At 73.0% G+C, this 16,845-nt stretch carries 11 protein-coding genes; 9 read left to right on the top strand and 2 right to left on the bottom strand.

The features are described 5' to 3' along the window. Positions 1-2: 2 nt before the first annotated feature. The 8 genes from IE153_RS05150 (at position 3) to IE153_RS05115 (ending at position 14,163) form a co-directional block, all read left to right on the top strand. On the top strand, positions 3-1,349 hold the full coding sequence (locus IE153_RS05150; RefSeq protein ID WP_229828823.1) for a carbohydrate ABC transporter permease: 1,347 nt from the start codon (positions 3-5) through the stop codon (positions 1,347-1,349). Beyond that, complete coding sequence (locus IE153_RS05145) at positions 1,346-2,206, top strand: carbohydrate ABC transporter permease (RefSeq protein WP_189588593.1); 861 nt, start codon at positions 1,346-1,348, stop codon at positions 2,204-2,206. The genes IE153_RS05150 and IE153_RS05145 overlap by 4 nt, the downstream gene beginning before the upstream one ends. Positions 2,207-2,348: 142 nt before the next feature. Further along, positions 2,349-4,610: a bifunctional glycosyltransferase/CDP-glycerol:glycerophosphate glycerophosphotransferase gene (locus tag IE153_RS05140; RefSeq protein WP_189588592.1), complete on the top strand. Its 2,262-nt coding sequence runs from the start codon at positions 2,349-2,351 to the stop codon at positions 4,608-4,610. A gap of 197 nt (positions 4,611-4,807) precedes the next feature. Then, complete coding sequence (locus IE153_RS05135) at positions 4,808-7,006, top strand: bifunctional glycosyltransferase/CDP-glycerol:glycerophosphate glycerophosphotransferase (RefSeq protein ID WP_189588591.1); 2,199 nt, start codon at positions 4,808-4,810, stop codon at positions 7,004-7,006. A gap of 8 nt (positions 7,007-7,014) precedes the next feature. Beyond that, positions 7,015-9,255 (top strand): bifunctional glycosyltransferase/CDP-glycerol:glycerophosphate glycerophosphotransferase, encoded by a 2,241-nt coding sequence (locus IE153_RS05130; RefSeq protein ID WP_189588590.1) that lies wholly within the window; start codon positions 7,015-7,017, stop codon positions 9,253-9,255. Next, entirely contained in the window at positions 9,252-11,090 is a 1,839-nt protein-coding gene (locus IE153_RS05125) for an arabinofuranosyltransferase AftB family protein (RefSeq protein ID WP_189588589.1), read from the top strand. Before IE153_RS05130 ends, IE153_RS05125 begins: the two co-directional genes overlap by 4 nt. Positions 11,091-11,162: 72 nt before the next feature. Continuing rightward, the gene (locus IE153_RS05120; protein ID WP_189588588.1) at positions 11,163-12,722 is read left to right on the top strand and encodes a hypothetical protein; all 1,560 of its coding nucleotides are present in this window, start codon (positions 11,163-11,165) and stop codon (positions 12,720-12,722) included. A gap of 172 nt (positions 12,723-12,894) precedes the next feature. Beyond that, complete coding sequence (locus tag IE153_RS05115; RefSeq protein ID WP_189588587.1) at positions 12,895-14,163, top strand: RNA-guided endonuclease InsQ/TnpB family protein; 1,269 nt, start codon at positions 12,895-12,897, stop codon at positions 14,161-14,163. Here IE153_RS05115 and IE153_RS05110 read toward each other — a convergent pair. Beyond that, positions 14,153-14,566 carry an organic hydroperoxide resistance protein gene (locus tag IE153_RS05110; protein ID WP_189588586.1) on the bottom strand — a complete coding sequence of 138 codons (414 nt, stop codon included), beginning with the start codon at positions 14,564-14,566 and terminating at the stop codon, positions 14,153-14,155. The two genes, IE153_RS05115 and IE153_RS05110, sit on opposite strands and share 11 nt — an antisense overlap. A gap of 96 nt (positions 14,567-14,662) precedes the next feature. Here IE153_RS05110 and IE153_RS05105 point away from each other — a divergent pair, with 96 nt between their 5' ends. After that, positions 14,663-15,187 (top strand): MarR family winged helix-turn-helix transcriptional regulator, encoded by a 525-nt coding sequence (locus IE153_RS05105; protein WP_189588585.1) that lies wholly within the window; start codon positions 14,663-14,665, stop codon positions 15,185-15,187. A gap of 12 nt (positions 15,188-15,199) precedes the next feature. On the opposite strand, the gene IE153_RS05100 is transcribed toward IE153_RS05105, so the two are convergent. Then, complete coding sequence (locus IE153_RS05100; RefSeq protein ID WP_189589229.1) at positions 15,200-16,777, bottom strand: glycosyltransferase family 39 protein; 1,578 nt, start codon at positions 16,775-16,777, stop codon at positions 15,200-15,202. Positions 16,778-16,845 lie beyond the last annotated feature (68 nt).

Here is a 16,845-nt window from a genome sequence, read left to right as displayed (position 1 = left end):
TCATGACGTCGGTTTCGGCGGCAGGGGGCGACAAGCCCCCTGCCGCTCCCAAGTCGCGCAAGAGTGTGACCGGCACCCGCAGGACCGTCGCGGCGCTGTTCCTGCTACCCGCGCTCGTCCTGCTCGGCGCGCTCGTGGTGTACCCGATCGGGTACTCGGTCGTGCGCAGTTTCTACGACCAGTCCGGTGACGGCTTCGCCGGAATAGACAACTACAAGTCCCTCTTCACCGACGAGGGCATCCGCACCGCGCTGAAGAACAACATCATCTGGGTGGTGTTCGCGCCGACGATCGCGACGGCGCTCGGCCTGATCTTCGCGGTGCTGACCGAACGGGTGCGTTGGGGTACGGCGTTCAAACTGGTCGTCTTCATGCCGATGGCGATCTCTATGCTGGCGGCGGGCATCATCTTCCGCCTGGTGTACGACCAGGACCCGGACAAGGGCGTCGCGAACGCGGTGTGGGTGGGCGTGCACGACACGTTCTCCCAGGCGTCGGCGTTCCCGAAGGCCCACCCCGGCCGGGAATCGCCGCTGAAACCGGCCGGCGGGGGCGCGTTCATCACCACGTCACCCGTCCGCACGGGCGAGGCGGTCTCGCTGCCGCTGGTGGGTGTGGCGCCCGATCTGATGCCCGACGGGGCGAAAGCCGCGGTGGCGCCGAAGCCCGAGCCGGACAAGGTCACGGGCACGACCTGGCAGGACTTCACCCGCGGCAAGGGCGTCGGCACGCTCAACACCGTCGACCCGGCCGAACTGGGCTATGCCGGGATGAAGGTCGAGGCCGTGAAGGACGGGAAGGTGGTGGCGTCGGCGACGGCCGCCGACGACGGCACCTTCACGCTGCCCGCCGCGGCCGACGGGGCCCAACTCCGGCTCCCGGCGAGCAACTTCAAGGAGCCGTACAACGGCCTGGACTGGCTCGGCCCGTCCCTGGTCACCCCGTCCATCATCGGCTCGTACATCTGGATGTGGGCCGGCTTCGCGATGGTGCTGATCGCGGCCGGGCTCGCCAGCGTGCCCCGGGAGCTGCTGGAGGCGGCCCGGGTCGACGGCGCGAGCGAGTGGCAGGTGTTCAGACGCGTCACGGTGCCGCTGCTGGCGCCTGTCCTCGCGGTCGTCGCCGTCACCCTGATGATCAATGTGCTGAAGATCTTCGACCTGGTCTTCATCATCGCTCCGGGCTCCTCCCAGGACGACGCGAACGTCCTCGCCCTGGAGCTGTACCGCAAGGGGTTCTCCGAGGACCAGCCGGGCATCGCCAGCGCCATCTCGGTGTTCCTGCTGCTGCTCGTGATCCCGGTGATGTGGTTCAACGTACGCAGGCTCAGGCGGGAGGTGCGGCGATGAAGGCCAGACAGTCGCTGGGTTCGCGGCTCGCCGAGGGGGTCAGCGGCGGACTGCTGCGGGTGTTCCTCATCGTCGTCGGACTGTTCTGGCTGGTGCCGACGATCGGACTGCTGCTGTCCAGTCTCCGCGCGCCGGAGGACATCGCGGCGAGCGGCTGGTGGAAGGTGTTCACCGAGCCCTCGCAGATCACCTTCGACAGCTACCGGAAGCTGCTGGAGAACGAGGACATCACCAGCAGCCTGCTGAACACGGTGTGGATCACCGTCCCGGCGACCCTGCTGGTGGTGATCATCGGCTCGCTGGCCGGCTACGCCTTCGCCTGGATGGAGTTCCCGGGCCGGGACTGGTGGTTCCTGGGCGTGGTCGGTCTGTTGGTCGTGCCCGTGCAGGTGGCGCTGATCCCGATCGCCGAACTCTTCGGCAAGATCGGCGTCTTCGGCTCGGTGCTCGGCGTGGTGCTCTTCCACGTCGGTTTCGGACTGCCGTTCGCGGTGTTCCTGCTGCGGAACTTCTTCGCGGAGATCCCGCGCGAGCTGCTGGAGGCGGCGCGCCTGGACGGGGCGGGTGAACTGCGCCTGTTCTTCCGTGTCGTGATGCCGCTCGGCGCCCCGGCGATCGCGGCCCTCGGCATCTTCCAGTTCCTGTGGGTGTGGAACGACCTGCTCGTCGCGCTGATCTTCTCGGACTCCGGGAGCCAGCCGATCACGGTCGCACTGCAGACCCAGGTACGGCAGTTCGGCAACAACATCGACGTGCTGGCACCCGGCGCGTTCATCTCGATGGTGGTCCCGCTGGCCGTCTTCTTCGCGTTCCAGCGGCAGTTCGTGTCCGGCGTCATGGCGGGCGCGGTCAAATAGCTTCTACAGCAAGGCGGTTGGAAGGGCGGGCCGGGGGCGGTCCGCCCCTTCCGCGTTCCCCCGGATGCCGTAGCCACCGTAACCAAGTCGGCCCATCGGCCGTTCCCGGGCCGAACGCCCGCGCCGACCGATGGATGGCCTCTTGCCCAGGTTCAGTGTCATTGTCCCCGCGTACCAGGTTCAGGCGTACCTGCACGAGTGCCTCGAATCGGTGCTCTCCCAGTCCTGTCCCGATCTGGAACTGATCGTCGTCGACGACTGCTCGCCGGACGCGTGCGGCGCGATCATCGACGAGTTCGCCGCCCGCGACCCGCGCGTCCGCCCCGTCCATCTGCCGGAGAACGTCGGTCTGGGCCGCGCGAGAAACGCCGGCGTGGCGCACGCGAGCGGCGACTACCTGCTGTTCCTCGACAGCGACGACACCCTGACGCCCGACGCGCTGCGCTCGATCGCCGACCGGCTGAAGGAGACCGGCGAGCCGGACGTGCTGGTGTTCGACTACGCGCGCACGTACTGGACGGGTGAGGCGATCCGCAACCAGGCGGCCCTGCAGTTGACCGAGCAGGGCCCGGCGCCGTTCCGGCTGGAGGACCGGCCGGGGCTGCTACGGCTGCTGATGGTCGCCTGGAACAAGGCCTACCGGCGGGAGTTCGTCGAGCGGGAGGAGTTCGCCTTCCCGCCCGGCGTCTACGAGGACACGCCGTGGACGTACCCGGTGCTGATGACCGCCGACTCGATCGCGACCCTCGACCGGGTCTGCGTGCACTACCGGCAGCGGCGGCAGGGCAGCATCCTGCGCACCACCAGCGAGCGGCACTTCGACGTCTTCGAGCAGTACGAGCGGGTCTTCGCGTTCGTCGACGAGCGTCCCGAACTGGCCCAGTGGCGGCCGGTGCTGTTCCGCCGCATGGTGCACCATCTGGCGATCGTGTACTCCCGGCGGGACCGGCTGCCGCGGGGCTCGCGCGCCGACTTCCTGCGCCGGGCCCGCGCCCACTACCGCCGTTACCGCACCCCCGGCGTGCCCGTCCCCCTGCGCTGCCGGATCCACCACGTCCTGATCCGCTTCGGCCTGCACCGCACCTACCGCACCCTGCAACTGGCCTCGGCCCTGCAGCGCGCCGCCGCCCGGACCACCGGGAAGCTGCTGAGGGGCCTGCGGTCGGCCGCCCTCAGGACCCACTACCGCGTGCAGCGCTGCCTGCCGCTGCGCGCCGACCGCGCCGCGTTCGCCGCCTACGACGGCCGCGGGCACGGCTGCAACCCGGGCGCGCTGGAGACCGCGTTCCGCGAGCTCGCGCCGCACATCCGCACGGCGTGGATCGCCCGCCGCGAGCACCACCACACGATCCCGCCCGGCCCGCGCCGCCTCGTCCCCGGGACGGCCGCCTACTGGACGGCGCTCGCCCGCTCCCGCTACCTGGTCAGCAACACCGGTTTCGACGACCGCCTGGCCAAGCGCCGCGGCCAGGTCCTGATCCAGACCGGGCACGGCACCCCGCTCGGCCATCTCGGCCTCGACCTCCAGGAGCGCCCCGCGGCGGCCCGCGGCCGGGACTTCGCGCGGCTGCTGAAGGACGTCGAACGGTGGGACTACGTGCTGTCCGCCAACCGCCACACCACACTGACCCACGAGCGCGTCCACCCCGGCCGCTACACCACGCTGGAGTACGGCTACCCCCGCAACGACGTCTTCCGGACGGCGACCCCGGCGGACGTGGCCCGGTTGCGCGCCTCGCTCGGCATCCCGCGGGGCGCGGTGGCGATCCTGTACGCGCCGACCCACCGCGACTACCGCCGCTCCCAGCGCCACCCCCTCGACCTCCAGCGGATCGTGCGCCGCCTCGGCCCGCGCTTCGTCGTCCTGGCCCGCGCCCACCACGCCTACGAGGCCCCGCTGACCAGCACCTGCGGCCGGGTCGTCGACGTCTCCGGGCACCCCAGCGTGGAGTCGCTCTGCCTGGCGTCGGACGCCCTGGTCACGGACTACTCGTCGCTGATGTTCGACTACGCCAACCTGGACCGGCCGATCGTGGTCCACGCCGACGACTGGGAGGCGTACGACGCGGCCCGCGGCACCTACTTCGACCTGCGCGACTTCCCGCCGGGCGCGATCGCTCGCGGGGAGGACGAGCTGATCGACATCTTCGCCACCGGCCACTGGCGCGGGTCCCGCTCGGCCCAGCTGCGGGCGGCGTTCCGCGAGCGGTTCTGCACCTACGACGACGGCCGGGCCGCCGAGCGGGTCGTGCGCCGGGTCGTCCTCGGGGAGTCGGAGCTGCCGCCGGTCGTGCCGCTCGGCGAGCGCCGCCCGGTGCCGTCGGCGGCGGCGTCGCTGACGCGCGAACCGCTCACCACGGTGCCGCTGCCGGCCTCCCCGCACGCCGTCACCGACAGCCTCTGACCACGGTTCTCATCCGGGGAGTCCGCATGCCCTCCAGCCCGTCGCGGCCGACACCGTCCCGGCCGCCCTCCTGCCGCCCGTCCGGGCGTCCGGGACGCCCGCGCGCCGTGTGAACGGCACGCCGGACGGACCGCGCGCCGAATGAGACGGCCCGTCACCACCACCCTGCGACGACCGCCCTCGACAGAAAGAGCAGAATGCCCCGCTTCAGCATCGTCGTCCCGTCCCATGGGGTCGCGGGCCGGCTGTCCCAGGCGCTGGACTCCGTCCTCGCCCAGTCGTTCGGCGACTTCGAGCTGATCCCGGTGTGCGACGCACCCGACGCACCGGCGGCGGACGTCGTCGCCGGGTACGCCGAGCGGGACTCCCGGGTGACGCCGGTGCACTCGCCGCCGTCGGCCGGTCTGGCCGGGGCGCGCAACACCGGGCTGAAGGCGGCGGTCGGCGGCCATGTGCTGTTTCTCGACGGCGACGACGTCCTGGTCCCGGGGGCGTTGGCGGCCCTGGACACGCGGATGAGCGCGGTGGGCGACGTCGACGTCCTGTACTTCGAGCACGAGCGCACCCCCTGGTGGGAGGGCGAGCCGACCAACCCGGCGGCGCCCCTGCTCGCCCGGACGCCGGAGGGGGCCTTCTCCCCCGGCCGGGCTCCGCAGCTCACGGGCGTGGCGCTCCCGGCGTGGAGCGCGGTCTACCGCCGGGCGTTCCTCACCGAGCGGGATCTCGCCTTCCCCGGCGACCACTTCACCGATGTCGGCTTCGGCGGGCTGGTCGCCCTGCGGGCGGAGCGGGTCGCGGCCCTGCGCGCGGTCGTCGTCCGGCACCTGCTGCGCCGGCAGGGCAACCGGCTGGGTCTGCCCGGTGAGCACCACGCCGAGCTGCTGGACCAGACCGAGCGGGTGCTGGCGCGGGCCGCGGAACAGGACCTGCCGGCGGACCGGCTGAAGCCGCTGTTCGAGCAGCTCTTCGCCGCCGTGCTGAAGACGGCCGCCCACCCGCGGCGGCTGACGTCCGGACGCCGCGCCTTCTTCCGGCGGGCGAGCGCGCTCTACCGGCGGCACCGCCCCGCCGGATACCGGGCGCCCGGCGGCAGCGTCGGCGTCCAGCACCGGCTGCTGGCCTCGGGGTCGTACGCGGCGTTCCGGACCCTGCGCGCCGCCCACCGGACGGCGTCGCGGGCCGCCGCGCTGCTCCCCCGCCCGCGGGGACTGCGCACCCGGCTGCGCTACGCGGCCGCCCTGCGCCTCCCGCTCGACCGGAACCTCGTCGTGTACTGCGCGTACTGGGGCCGCGGCTACGCCTGCAACCCGGCCGCGATCCACGCCAAGGCCCGCCTGCTCGCCCCACATCTGCGCTCTGTCTTCCTGGTGGAGCCGGAGGCGGTGGGCAGCGTGCCGCCGGGCGTCGAGCACGCGGTGATCGGCAGCCGGAAGTACTGGCAGGTGCTGGCACGCGCGAAGTACCTGGTCAACAACGCCAACTTCGCGGACGCCGTGGTCAAGCGCCCCGGCAGCGTGCACCTCCAGACCCAGCACGGCACCCCGCTGAAGACGATGGGCGCCGACCAGGCGACGTACCCCGTGGTGGCCGCGGCGACCGGCAGCTTCGCCAAGCTGCTGGCCCGGGTGGACCGCTGGGACTTCAACCTGACGTCCAACCGGCACTCCACCGAGATGTGGGAGCGGGCGTTCCCCGGCGCGCACGAGACGCTCGAGTACGGCTATCCGCGCAACGACGTCTACTGCAGGGCGTCCGCCGAGGACGTCGCCCGCGTCCGCAGGGAACTGGGCGTCCCCGACGGCAAGAAGGCCCTGCTCTACGCACCCACGCACCGCGACTACGCCACCGGCTTCGAGACGGGCCTGGACCTGGCGGAGTTCTGTGAGGCGATCGGCGACGACTACGTGGTGCTGCTGCGCGCCCACTACTTCTACGACCAGGGGCCCGGCAGGGGCGGCGGGCGGATCATCGACGTCACCGGGCACCGCTCGTCGGAGGACGTCTGCCTGGCCGCCGACGCGCTGATCACGGACTACTCGTCGATCATGTTCGACTACGCCAACCTCGACCGGCCGATCGTCGCCTACGCCGACGACTGGGACGTCTACCGGGAGACCCGGGGCGTCTACTTCGACCTCATGGAGCTCCCGCCGGGCCGGGTCGCCCGGACGCCCGAGGAGCTGGCGGCCGTCTTCCGCGACGGCTCCTACGCGGACGAGACCGCCACGTCCCTGCGGGCCGCGTTCCGGGAGCGCTTCTGCCAGTTCGACGATGGACGGGCCGCCGAGCGCGTCGTGCGCCGGGTGCTGCTCGGGGAGCCGCCCGAGTCGATCCCGCCCGTGATCCCGCTCGCGGAGCGCGTCCCGGCCCCCGCCGCCACCCTCGTAAGGAGCTGACCGAAGAAGTGCCCCGCTTCAGCATCATCGTCCCCGTCTACAAGGTGCAGGGTTTCCTGCGCGAGTGTCTCGACTCGGTGCTCGGCCAGTCCCACGGCGACTTCGAGGTGATCGCCGTGGACGACCGCTCACCCGACGGCAGCGGCGCGATCCTCGACGAGTACGCCGCCCGCGACGACCGGGTGCGGGTGCTGCACCTGCCGGAGAACGTGGGCCTCGGCCGGGCCCGCAACGCCGGACTCGCGCAGGCGGCCGGTGACTACGTCCTGTTCCTGGACAGCGACGACCACTACACGCCGGGCCTGCTGGCCGCCGTCGCCGCGCGCCTGGCGGCGACCGGCGACCCGGACATCCTGGTCTTCGACCATGTGCGCACCCACTGGTGGGGCCGCGGCGGGCGCAGCGAGGCGGCGGACCTGCTGGCCGCGGCGGGCCTGGAGACGTTCGGCATCCGGGAGAGCCCGCAGTATCTGAACCTGTTCCTGGTCGCCTGGAACAAGGCCTACCGGCGGTCGTTCCTCCAGGAGCACGGCCTGCGGTACGCGCCGGGGCTGTACGAGGACGCGCCGGTCACCTACCGCTCGATGGTGCTGGCCGACCGCATCGCCTGCCTGGACCGGATCGGCGTGGAGTACCGGCAGCGCCGGCAGGGCGCGATCACCAAGACGCCCGGGCGTCGGCACTTCGACATCTTCCCGCAGTACGAGGGGCTGTTCACGTTCCTGGAGCAGCGCCCGGACCTCGACTGGGCGCGGCCGCTGCTGCTGGAGCGGGCGCTGGACCACATGCTGTTCGTGCTGGCCCGCGAGGACCGGGTCCGGCCCGCCGACCGGGGCGACTTCTACCGCGAGATCCGCTCCTTCCACCGCCGTCACCTCCCCGAGGGCGGCTTCCCGCTGCCGGACGGCTGGCGCGGCGTCGAGATGCGGCTGCTCGCCTCGGCGCCCTACGCGTCGTACGCGGCGGCTCGCGGGGTGCGGGACCTGCGCGCCGCCGCCCTGGGCGGGCAGCGGAGGGTGGCGAAGAGGGCGTCGGAGACGGCCCTGCGCGGTTGGTACGCGGCCCAGTCGAAGCGCCCCCTCGATCCGCACCTCGCCGTCTACTCGGCGACCCATCACCGGGGCGTGACCGGTGATCCGGCCGCGATCCACGCGAAGGCGCGCGAGCTCGCCCCGCACATCCGGGGCGTGTGGGTGGTCCGGGAGGACGCGGTGGACGCGCTGCCGCCCGGCGTCGACCATGTGACGCCGGGCTCGCGGCGCTACCACGAGGTCATGGCGCGGGCCACGTACTGGGTGAACAACGTCAACTGGCCCGGCACCCTGGCCAAGCGGCCCGGCAGCGTCCACATCCACACCCACCAGGGCACGCCGCTCAAGTACATGGGCGCCGACCTGCTGACCAAGCCGGGGGCCCGGCACGGGTTCGACGTGCCGCAGATGCTGCGCCGCGCCGACCGCTGGGACTACAGCCTGGTCGCGGGGCGGCACGCGGAACGGGCGTGGGAGCGGGCGTACCCGTGCCACTTCACCTCGCTGCGGACCGGCAGCCCGCGCAACGACGTGCTGGTCGGCGCCGGTCCGGAGCAGGGACGGGAGGTGCGCGAGCGGCTCGGTGTCCCCGCCGACCACACGGTCGTGCTGTACGCGCCGACCCGGCGCGACTACCGGCGGGGCGGCCACGTCGACCGGTTCGACCTGGCCCGGTTCGCCGCGGATCTGGGCCCCGGGCACACGCTGGTCGTCCGTCTGCACCCGTCGCTGGCAGCGGGCGTCGCGCGGGGTCTCGGCCTGTCCGACCTGCACCGGCGGGGCGTGCTGGTGGACGCGACCGACGAGCCGCACGTCGAGGACGTGATGCTCGCCTCCGACGTGCTGGTCACCGACTACTCCGCCCTGATGTTCGACTACGCCCTGCTGGACCGGCCGATCGTCGTGCACGCCGACGACTGGGGGGCGTACGCGGCGAGCCGGGGCGCCTACTTCGACATCACGGCCGACGCGCCGGGCCATGTGTCGCGCTCGTACCGCGAGCTGGCCTGGCTGTTCGCGTCCGGCACCTGGCAGGACGCCGAGGCGGCGCGGCTGCGGGCGGGCTTCCGGGAGCGGTACTGCGAGTTCGAGGACGGGCGGGCCGCCGAGCGGGTCGTCCGGCTGCTGATGCTGGACGAGCGGGGCGGGGCGCTGCTGCCCGCGGCCCGCCGGACCGAGGGCGCCCGCACCCGTTCCGAGGCGCTGATCGAGAGATGAGAACTCCCGCAACCCCCGAGGCCGTCCCCTCCCTGCCCGGTCAGCGGGCCTCCTCGGCCCGGCCACCGGCGGTCGCCGAGTCGCCGCCACCGGTGCACTGGTGGCACGCCGCCCTGGTGGCCGTTCCCACCGCGGCCCTGTTCGTGCTGGGCTACCGGCGCCGCTGGATCTGCGACGACGGGCTCATCTACCTGCGCCCGGTCCGGCAGATCCTGGCGGGCAACGGTCCCGTGTTCAACGTCGGGGAAAGGGCGGAGAGTTCGACCGGCACCCTGTGGCAGTGGCTGCTCGCGCTCACCACCTGGGTCACCGGCGAGGATCCGGCGTTCCTCGCGGTCGGACTCGGCCTGCTGCTGAGCACCGCCGGGTTCGCGTTCGCCCTGCTCGCCACGTGCCGGCTGCACCGGGGCGCCGGACTGCTGCTCCCGGCGGGCGTATTGGTGCTGCTGGCGGTGCCGCCGTTCTGGTCGTACATGACGTCGGGTCTGGAGAGCGGTCTCGGCGCCTTCTGGACGGGCCTGTCATGGTGGCTGCTGACGCGGACCCGGCGCGGGCAGGAGGTCGGGCAGTCGTGCACGGCCGCCTTCGTGTTCGGGCTGGGCCCGCTGGTCCGGCCCGATCTGGCGGTCGTCACGGCATGCTTCCTGGCGGCCCAGTGGTGGGTGCTGCGTCCCTCCCGTCGGGGCACGGCGGCGATGCTCGCCTCGGCGGGAGCGGTGCCGCTGGCGTACGAGGTGTTCCGGGCCGGGTACTACGGAATCCTGGTGCCACTGCCCGCCATCGCCAAGGAGGCGAGCGCCAGCGACTGGAGCCGGGGCGCCGGGTACGTGCAGGAGACGCTCGGACCGTACTGGCTGTGGCCGGTCGTGCCGGTGCTCGCGGCGCTGGCCGTTCTGCTGGTGCGGCGCACGCGCCGGGACCAGCGGGATCGCGCCCCGGGGCGGGCCTCGCTCGCGGTGCTGCTGGCGCCGCTCGCGGCCGGTCTGCTGCTGGCCGGATACGTCGTGCGCGTCGGCGGCGACTACATGCACGCCCGCATGATCCTGCCGGCGCTTCTGCTGCTGCTCCTGCCGGTGCTGGTGGTGCCCGCGACCAGGGTCACGGGCGTGGCGGGCGCGCTGCTGATGGTGTGGCTGTGCGCGGCGGTCAGTCCGCTGCGGGCGCCGTTCGACGTGCGCAGCACGCCCGGCTCGTTCAACGTGCGCAGCTCCGACGTGGAGGGCCTCGGCGACCACAACCCGGTGCGCACCGGCACCTGGGTGGCCAACTGGCCCGCCCTGCCGGAGGGGCGCGCCATGCTGGCCCGGGCCGAGCGCGCGCCCGGGCCGACGCTGCTCTACTTCGACGCCGCGCGGCGGCTGCACGCCACGCCGATGCGGGCGGACTCCCCGTACCGGGTGGTGATCGTGGGGCGGCACCTCGGAGTGACGGGGGCGGCGGCGCCGCTGGACGCCTACGTCAACGACGCCTGGGGGCTGGCCAGCCCGATCGGCGCGCATCTGGCGCTGGAGCGGTGGAGCTGGCCGGGGCACGAGAAGTTCCTGCGCAACTACTGGGTCTTCGCCGAGTGGGCGGCGAAGCACCCGCCGCAGCGCGACCTGCTGCGCGCCGGGGCCTCGCGGGAGGCGGTCGAGGCGGCCCGGGCCGCGCTGGGCTGCGGCGAACTCGCCGAGCTGAGGGAGTCGGTGCGCGCCCCGCTCACCGCCGAGCGGTTCTGGCGGAACCTCACCGGGGCGGCTCAGCGGACGCGGTTCCGGTTCGCGCGCTGGCCGGTGGCGGCGCAGCAGGCGCTGTGCGACCGACCGGCAGGTGGCGGTAGCGGCCTCACCCGATGAAGTGATCCGGGGTCAGGGCGTGCGTAGGGGCGGGAACATTCGGCGCATGCCCCAGACCCCTTCCACCCTCCGGTGAGCGCCCCGGTCCTGGTCCGGCGGGCCGTGCGCGGCGCGACGGCACTGCGCGGCGGCCGTGTCGGCAGGCTCACCCCGTACCAGTTCTACGGCGCCCTGTTCTGGCTGGTGATGACGCTGGCGTACTGGCGGGTGCCGCTGTGCTGCGACGCCGGGCAGCACGCGGCGGTCGTCGAGCGGCTCAAGGACGATCTGCTGCACCCGGCCCACTCCATGGCGGACCTGCCGGGCGAGGGCAGCCCGTACTACGGCCCGTACGCCGTCGCCCAGGGCGTGCTGGCGCGGCTGACGGGACTGACCGGCTGGGAGGTCGTGAAGCTCGCCGGGCCGGTGCATCTGCTGGTGCTGCTGACGGGGCTCGGCCGGTTCGTCAGGACCCTCACCCCGCGCCCCTGGGCGCCGGTGTGGGCCCTGCTGTTCATGACGCTGCTGTGGGGTACCGCGCGGATCCTGTGGAGCGGCTACCTCGGGCTGATGTCGATGACGACGAACCTGGGCTACCCGTCCGCGATCGCCATCGGGCTGACGTTCCGGGCGTGGGCCTGGACGGGCATCCGCGCGCGGGACGACGCCCCCGCGGTGCGGTTCGTCGGCCCGAGCGGGCTCGGCGGCTGGTGGGGGTACGCCGGGATCGGCGTGCTGTACGGGCTGATCCTGCTCACCCACCCCGTCACGGCGGCCTCGGCGCTCACCGGGGCGGTGGCGATCGTGGCATCCCGGCAGCGCGGCTGGCGCCGGCCGGTCGTGGCGCGTTGGGCGCTCGCCGGGGCGGCCTGCGCGGCGGTGGCCCTGAGCTGGCCGTACTACGACGTCCTGACGCTGGTGAACGACACCGGCATGGACGCGATGCACCGGCAGCTGTACGAGAGGATGCTCGCCAACTCCTGGCTGGCGCTGCTGGGGCTGCCCGCACTGTGGGCGCGGGCCCGCAGGTCGGCGCGTGATCCGCTGGTGTGGATGTTCCTGCTGGAGTGCCTGCTGGTGGCGTACGGCTGGGCGAGCGGGCACTACACGTACGCCAGGGCCCTGTGGGCCGTGCTGGTGCCACTGCAATTCGCCCTGGCGGTGGAGCTGGCGGCGCCCCGGCCCTGGCGGCGGGCCCGGCGGGTGCTGGGCGGGGCGGCGGCGGCCGGGGTGTGCGTCGGGTTCGTCACCGTGCACGCCGGGGCGGTCGTGCCGCGCTCGGTCGACCCGGTGGGGTTCGCCCAGCCGACGCGCTGGCCGTCGTACGACTGGGCCGCGCGGCACATCGGGCCCGGCGAGGTGGTGATCACCGACGGGTACCTCGCCAGTCACGCGATCGCCGGGTACGGGCCGAGCCTCGCCGCGCCCATCTGGCCCGACCCCGCCCTGGACGAGCGGCGGCGGGAGCGCCGGGCGGCCGACGTCCGGGCCTATCTCGCCCCGGGCTCGACCCGCGCCGAACGGTCCGCCATCGTCCGCCGCTACCACGTGCGCTGGCTGCTGCTGACGCGCTGGCACCCGGTGCCCGAGGAGGCCGTGGTGGTGGCGTGGAGCGGACGGACGGGGGAGGTGCTGGCGCGGGTCGGGGGGTGAGGCCCGGGGATTACCGGGATTCTGCGGGAAAGTCCCGGCGTTCACGCCACGGCGTCCCGCCGCAGATGCAGCTTCGAGACTCATCGAACACACTTGCTCGCACCGTGATCAATTCCAGTGGAATGTGATCTCTTGCCGCGAGCGGCCGCGAAGCGTCCATACGGTGATCGTTATGCAGCTTCGCTACAACTACCGGGCCTACCCGGACGCCGCCCAGTGCCGTGCGCTGGCGAAGGCGTTCGGGTGCGCCCGCGTGGTGTGGAACGACTGCCTGCGCGACCGCAAGGAAGCGCACGCGGCAGGGCTGCCGTATGTGATGTCGGCGGAGTTGTCCCGGCTGCGCATCACCCAGGCCAAGCGGACCCAGGAACGCACTTGGCTCGCCGACGTGTCAGCGGTCGTCCTGCAACAGTCCCTGCGGGACCTCGACACCGCCTACAAGAACTTCTTCGACAGCCTGAGGGGCAAGAGGAAGGGCCGGAGGGTGGGGCCGCCCCGGTTCAAGTCGAAGAAGGACACCCGGCAGTCGATCCGCCTCACCACCAATGCCTTTTCCCTCCGGAACGACGGCACGGTCTATGTGGCCAAGGTCGGCAACCTCAAGGTCAGGTGGTCGCGCCGGCTTCCGGCCGCGCCGACGTCCCTGACCGTCACCAGAGACGGTTCGGGCCGGTATTTCCTCAGCTTCGTCGTGGACTCGGAGCCGGGCATCCTCCCCGAGGCGGAGGCAGATACCGGGGTCGACTTGGGTCTGTCCGCCTTCGCGGTCCTGTCCGACGGGCGGAGGATCGACAGCCCGCGCTTCCTGCGCCGGGCGGAGAAGAAGCTCAGACGCCTTGGTCGGGAGCTGTCCCGCAAGGCCAAGGGTTCGAGGAACCGGGCCAAGGCCCGCCTCAAGGTCGCACGCCAGCACGCGCGTGTGGCCGACCGGCGCCGGGACTGGCACCACAAGGCATCCACACAGATCATTCGCGACAACCAAGCAGTGTTCGTGGAAGACCTCGCAGTGTCCGGTCTCGGCCGCACGCGGCTCGCCAAGTCGGTGCACGACGCGGGATGGTCCGCGTTCGTCGGCATGCTGGAGTACAAGGCGGTCAAGCACGGCCGCACCTTCGCCAAGGTGGACCGTGCCTTCCCGTCCTCCCAGATCTGCTCGGCCTGTGGATTCCGGGACGGCCCCAAGCCCCTGAACATCAGGCAGTGGGCGTGCGGCGCGTGCGGCACGGTGCACGACCGTGACCACAACGCAGCCCGCAACGTCCTCTTCGAAGGACGCCGTATCGTCGCCGCCGGACGGGCGGAGACGCTAAACGCCGGTGGAGCGCCGGTAAGACGGGCGCATGTGCCCGCACAGCGCGGTGAAGCAGGAAGCCCCCGGAAGGGTCAGCCGACCCGAGCCGGAATCCCTGGCCTCCAGGCCAGGGAGCATGTCAATCGATGACGAGGTCGACCTCGATGTTGCCGCGGGTGGCGTTGGAGTACGGGCAGACCTGGTGGGCCTGCTCGACGAGCTTGCGGCCGGTCGCCTCGTCCACGCTGTCGGGGAGCTCCACGCGGAGGATGACGGCGAGCCCGAAGCCCTCGCCCTGCTTGCCTATGGAGACCTCGGCGGTCACGGCGGCGTCGCTGACGTCGACCTTGGCCGCACGGCCGACGAGGCCGAGGGCGCTGCCGAAGCAGGCGGCGTAACCGGCGGCGAAGAGCTGCTCGGGGTTGGTGCCCTGACCGTTGCCGCCCATCGCCTGGGGCACGCCCAGGGCGAGGTCCAGCACGCCGTCGGAGCTGACGGCGCGGCCGTCGCGGCCGTGGGTGGCGGTGGCGACAGCGGTGTAGAGCGCGTCCATGGAAAAACCTTCCCTCTCACGTCAACGTTCGGCGGCCCGCTTCCGGGCCGCCTGACACCCAGAATTAGAGCACACAATTGAGTTGTGCGCAATTGAATGACGGGCGCGCGCTATCCTGGGCGCATGAACACGCCCGACGACGACTGGCTCCGCCTGGACCAGCAGATCTGCTTCTCCCTGCACGCGGCCTCCCGCGCCTTCAACGGCGTCTACCGCGGGATCCTCAAGGACCTCGGGCTCACCTATCCGCAGTACCTGGTGATGCTGGTGCTGTGGGAGCACGACGAGCTGCCCGTGAAGAAGCTCGGCGAGCACCTGCGTCTCGACTCGGGCACGCTGTCGCCGCTGCTCAAGCGGCTGGAGGCGGCCGGTCTGGTACGCCGCGAGCGCAGCGCCCGCGACGAGCGGTCGGTGGAGGTGCGGCTGACCGAGGAGGGCGTCGCGCTGCGCGGGCGGGCGCTTCAGGTGCCGCGCCGGATCGCCTCCTCGACCGGCTTCGGCCCCGAGGAGGTCCGCGCCCTGCGCGCCCGCCTCGACGAACTCACCACCGCGCTGGACACGGCCGCGGCCCGCGCGGAGCCACAGGGCGGCCCGTCCACCGCCGCCGCCGAGCGGCCGTAGCGGCAGCGGGCGCTACGGCAGCGGACGGGGCGAGAGCCGGGCGCCGAGAGCGGGGGTGCCGGCGGACACGCCGGGTGGCAGGGCGTCGGCCGGCCGGCGAGACGACACTTCGCCGGTCGGGGTGTCTCCCGGCCCGCGCCGGACGTAAAGGCGCAGGAGCACGTCGTCGCGGACGCGTTCCTGCCGGACGTGCTCCTCACGGACGCTGAACTCCTCGGCCAGGACGGCGAGCTTGGTGCGCTCCACCGGGTCGGGCGGGTTGCGGCGCGGGTCCAGGGCGGACCGCTCGGCGACGACCCAGACGCGGTCCACCGAGGCGAGCCGTCGCCGCAGCTCCCCGGGGGTCGCCTCCAGGCCCCACAGCGTCCCGGAGCGCTGCGCGGACTCCCGCAGCGCGATGTCCCGGGCCCGCTGGAACCCCTTCGGGTAGGCCAGCGCGGCGAGCCTGCCGACCGACGGCACGAACAGCACCGGGTCGCCGGGGCGCATCCGGCGGACGGCGAGCGCGGACACCACGGCGAGGTTGTCCGGGCGGTGGGCGGCCGACCGGTCCTGGCGGTGCACCGGGAGCTGGTTCAGGAAGGTGACGGTGAGGGCGAGCACGCCGGTGACGCCCAGCAGGGCCCGCACCCGCCTGCCGCCGACCCGCATCCGCCGCCCGTCGAACCGCACCCGCCCCAGCGCCCGGGCGACCCGCCCCGCCCCCGCCGCGGCCAGCAGGGACGCGCCCGCCAGCGCGTAGAGCACGTACCGGTCGTGGTAGAGCGGCCGGACCTGCGACACGGTCATCAGGATCCCCGGCGGCACCAGCAGCAGCGGCAGCGCGACCGCGGCCGTGCGCCGCTCCCGAAGCCCCACGGCCATCAGCAGCAGCGCCCCCCAGAACACCGGTCCGGCCGGGCCGGGAGAGAAGTTCCGGGCGAGCCTCCCGACCCGGTCCCACCCCGGCGGCACGAGCCACGCCACCTGCCCGGCCTGCCCCTGCGACACCCACACCAGCGGCAGCACGAGCAGTGCCGCGGCGCCCGCCGCACGCCCCCAGCCGGACCACACTCTCCTCGGCACCCGCAGCAGGGCCAGCGTCACCGCGTGCGCGCCCAGCACCGGCACCGCCAGTTCGTGCAGCACACAGGTCAGGGCGACGGCCGTCCCGTACGGCCACCAGGCCAGGGCGTCCCCCGCGTCCACGGCCCGCAGAAGCAGCAGCGTCGCGCCCGCCACCCCCGCCGCGACGAGCGCGTACGACCGCCCCTCCTGGGCGTAGTGGCCGGCCATCGGCGTGATCGCGTAGAGGACACCGGCCCCGAGGCCGACCCGGGGCCCGGCCAGCCGGGCGCCCAGGGCCGCGACCAGGCCGGCGGTCGCCGTCGCCGCGCACACCGACGGCAGGCGCAGCACGATCTCGCTCGGGTGGACGGTGAGGACGGCGTGCATGAACAGGTAGTACAGGCCGTGCACGGCGTCCACGTCGTGCAGCAGCCGCCAGATCTGCGGAACCGTGCGCTGCGCGACCTGGAAGGTGACGCTCTCGTCGCCCCACATCCCGCCGCGGTCCAGCCCCCACAGCCCGATCGTGAGCATCACCGCCATGGGCGCCGCCACATGCCCCGTCACGGGCGTCACCCCCGCGCCGAACCGGCCGCTCCCCCTCGACTGTC

It is taken from the genome of Streptomyces massasporeus, assembly GCF_014648995.1.
Taxonomy (GTDB): Bacteria; Actinomycetota; Actinomycetes; order Streptomycetales; family Streptomycetaceae; genus Streptomyces; species Streptomyces massasporeus.
Note: the sequence above shows the minus strand (reverse complement) of the source record. Positions and strands in the feature narration are given on the sequence as shown.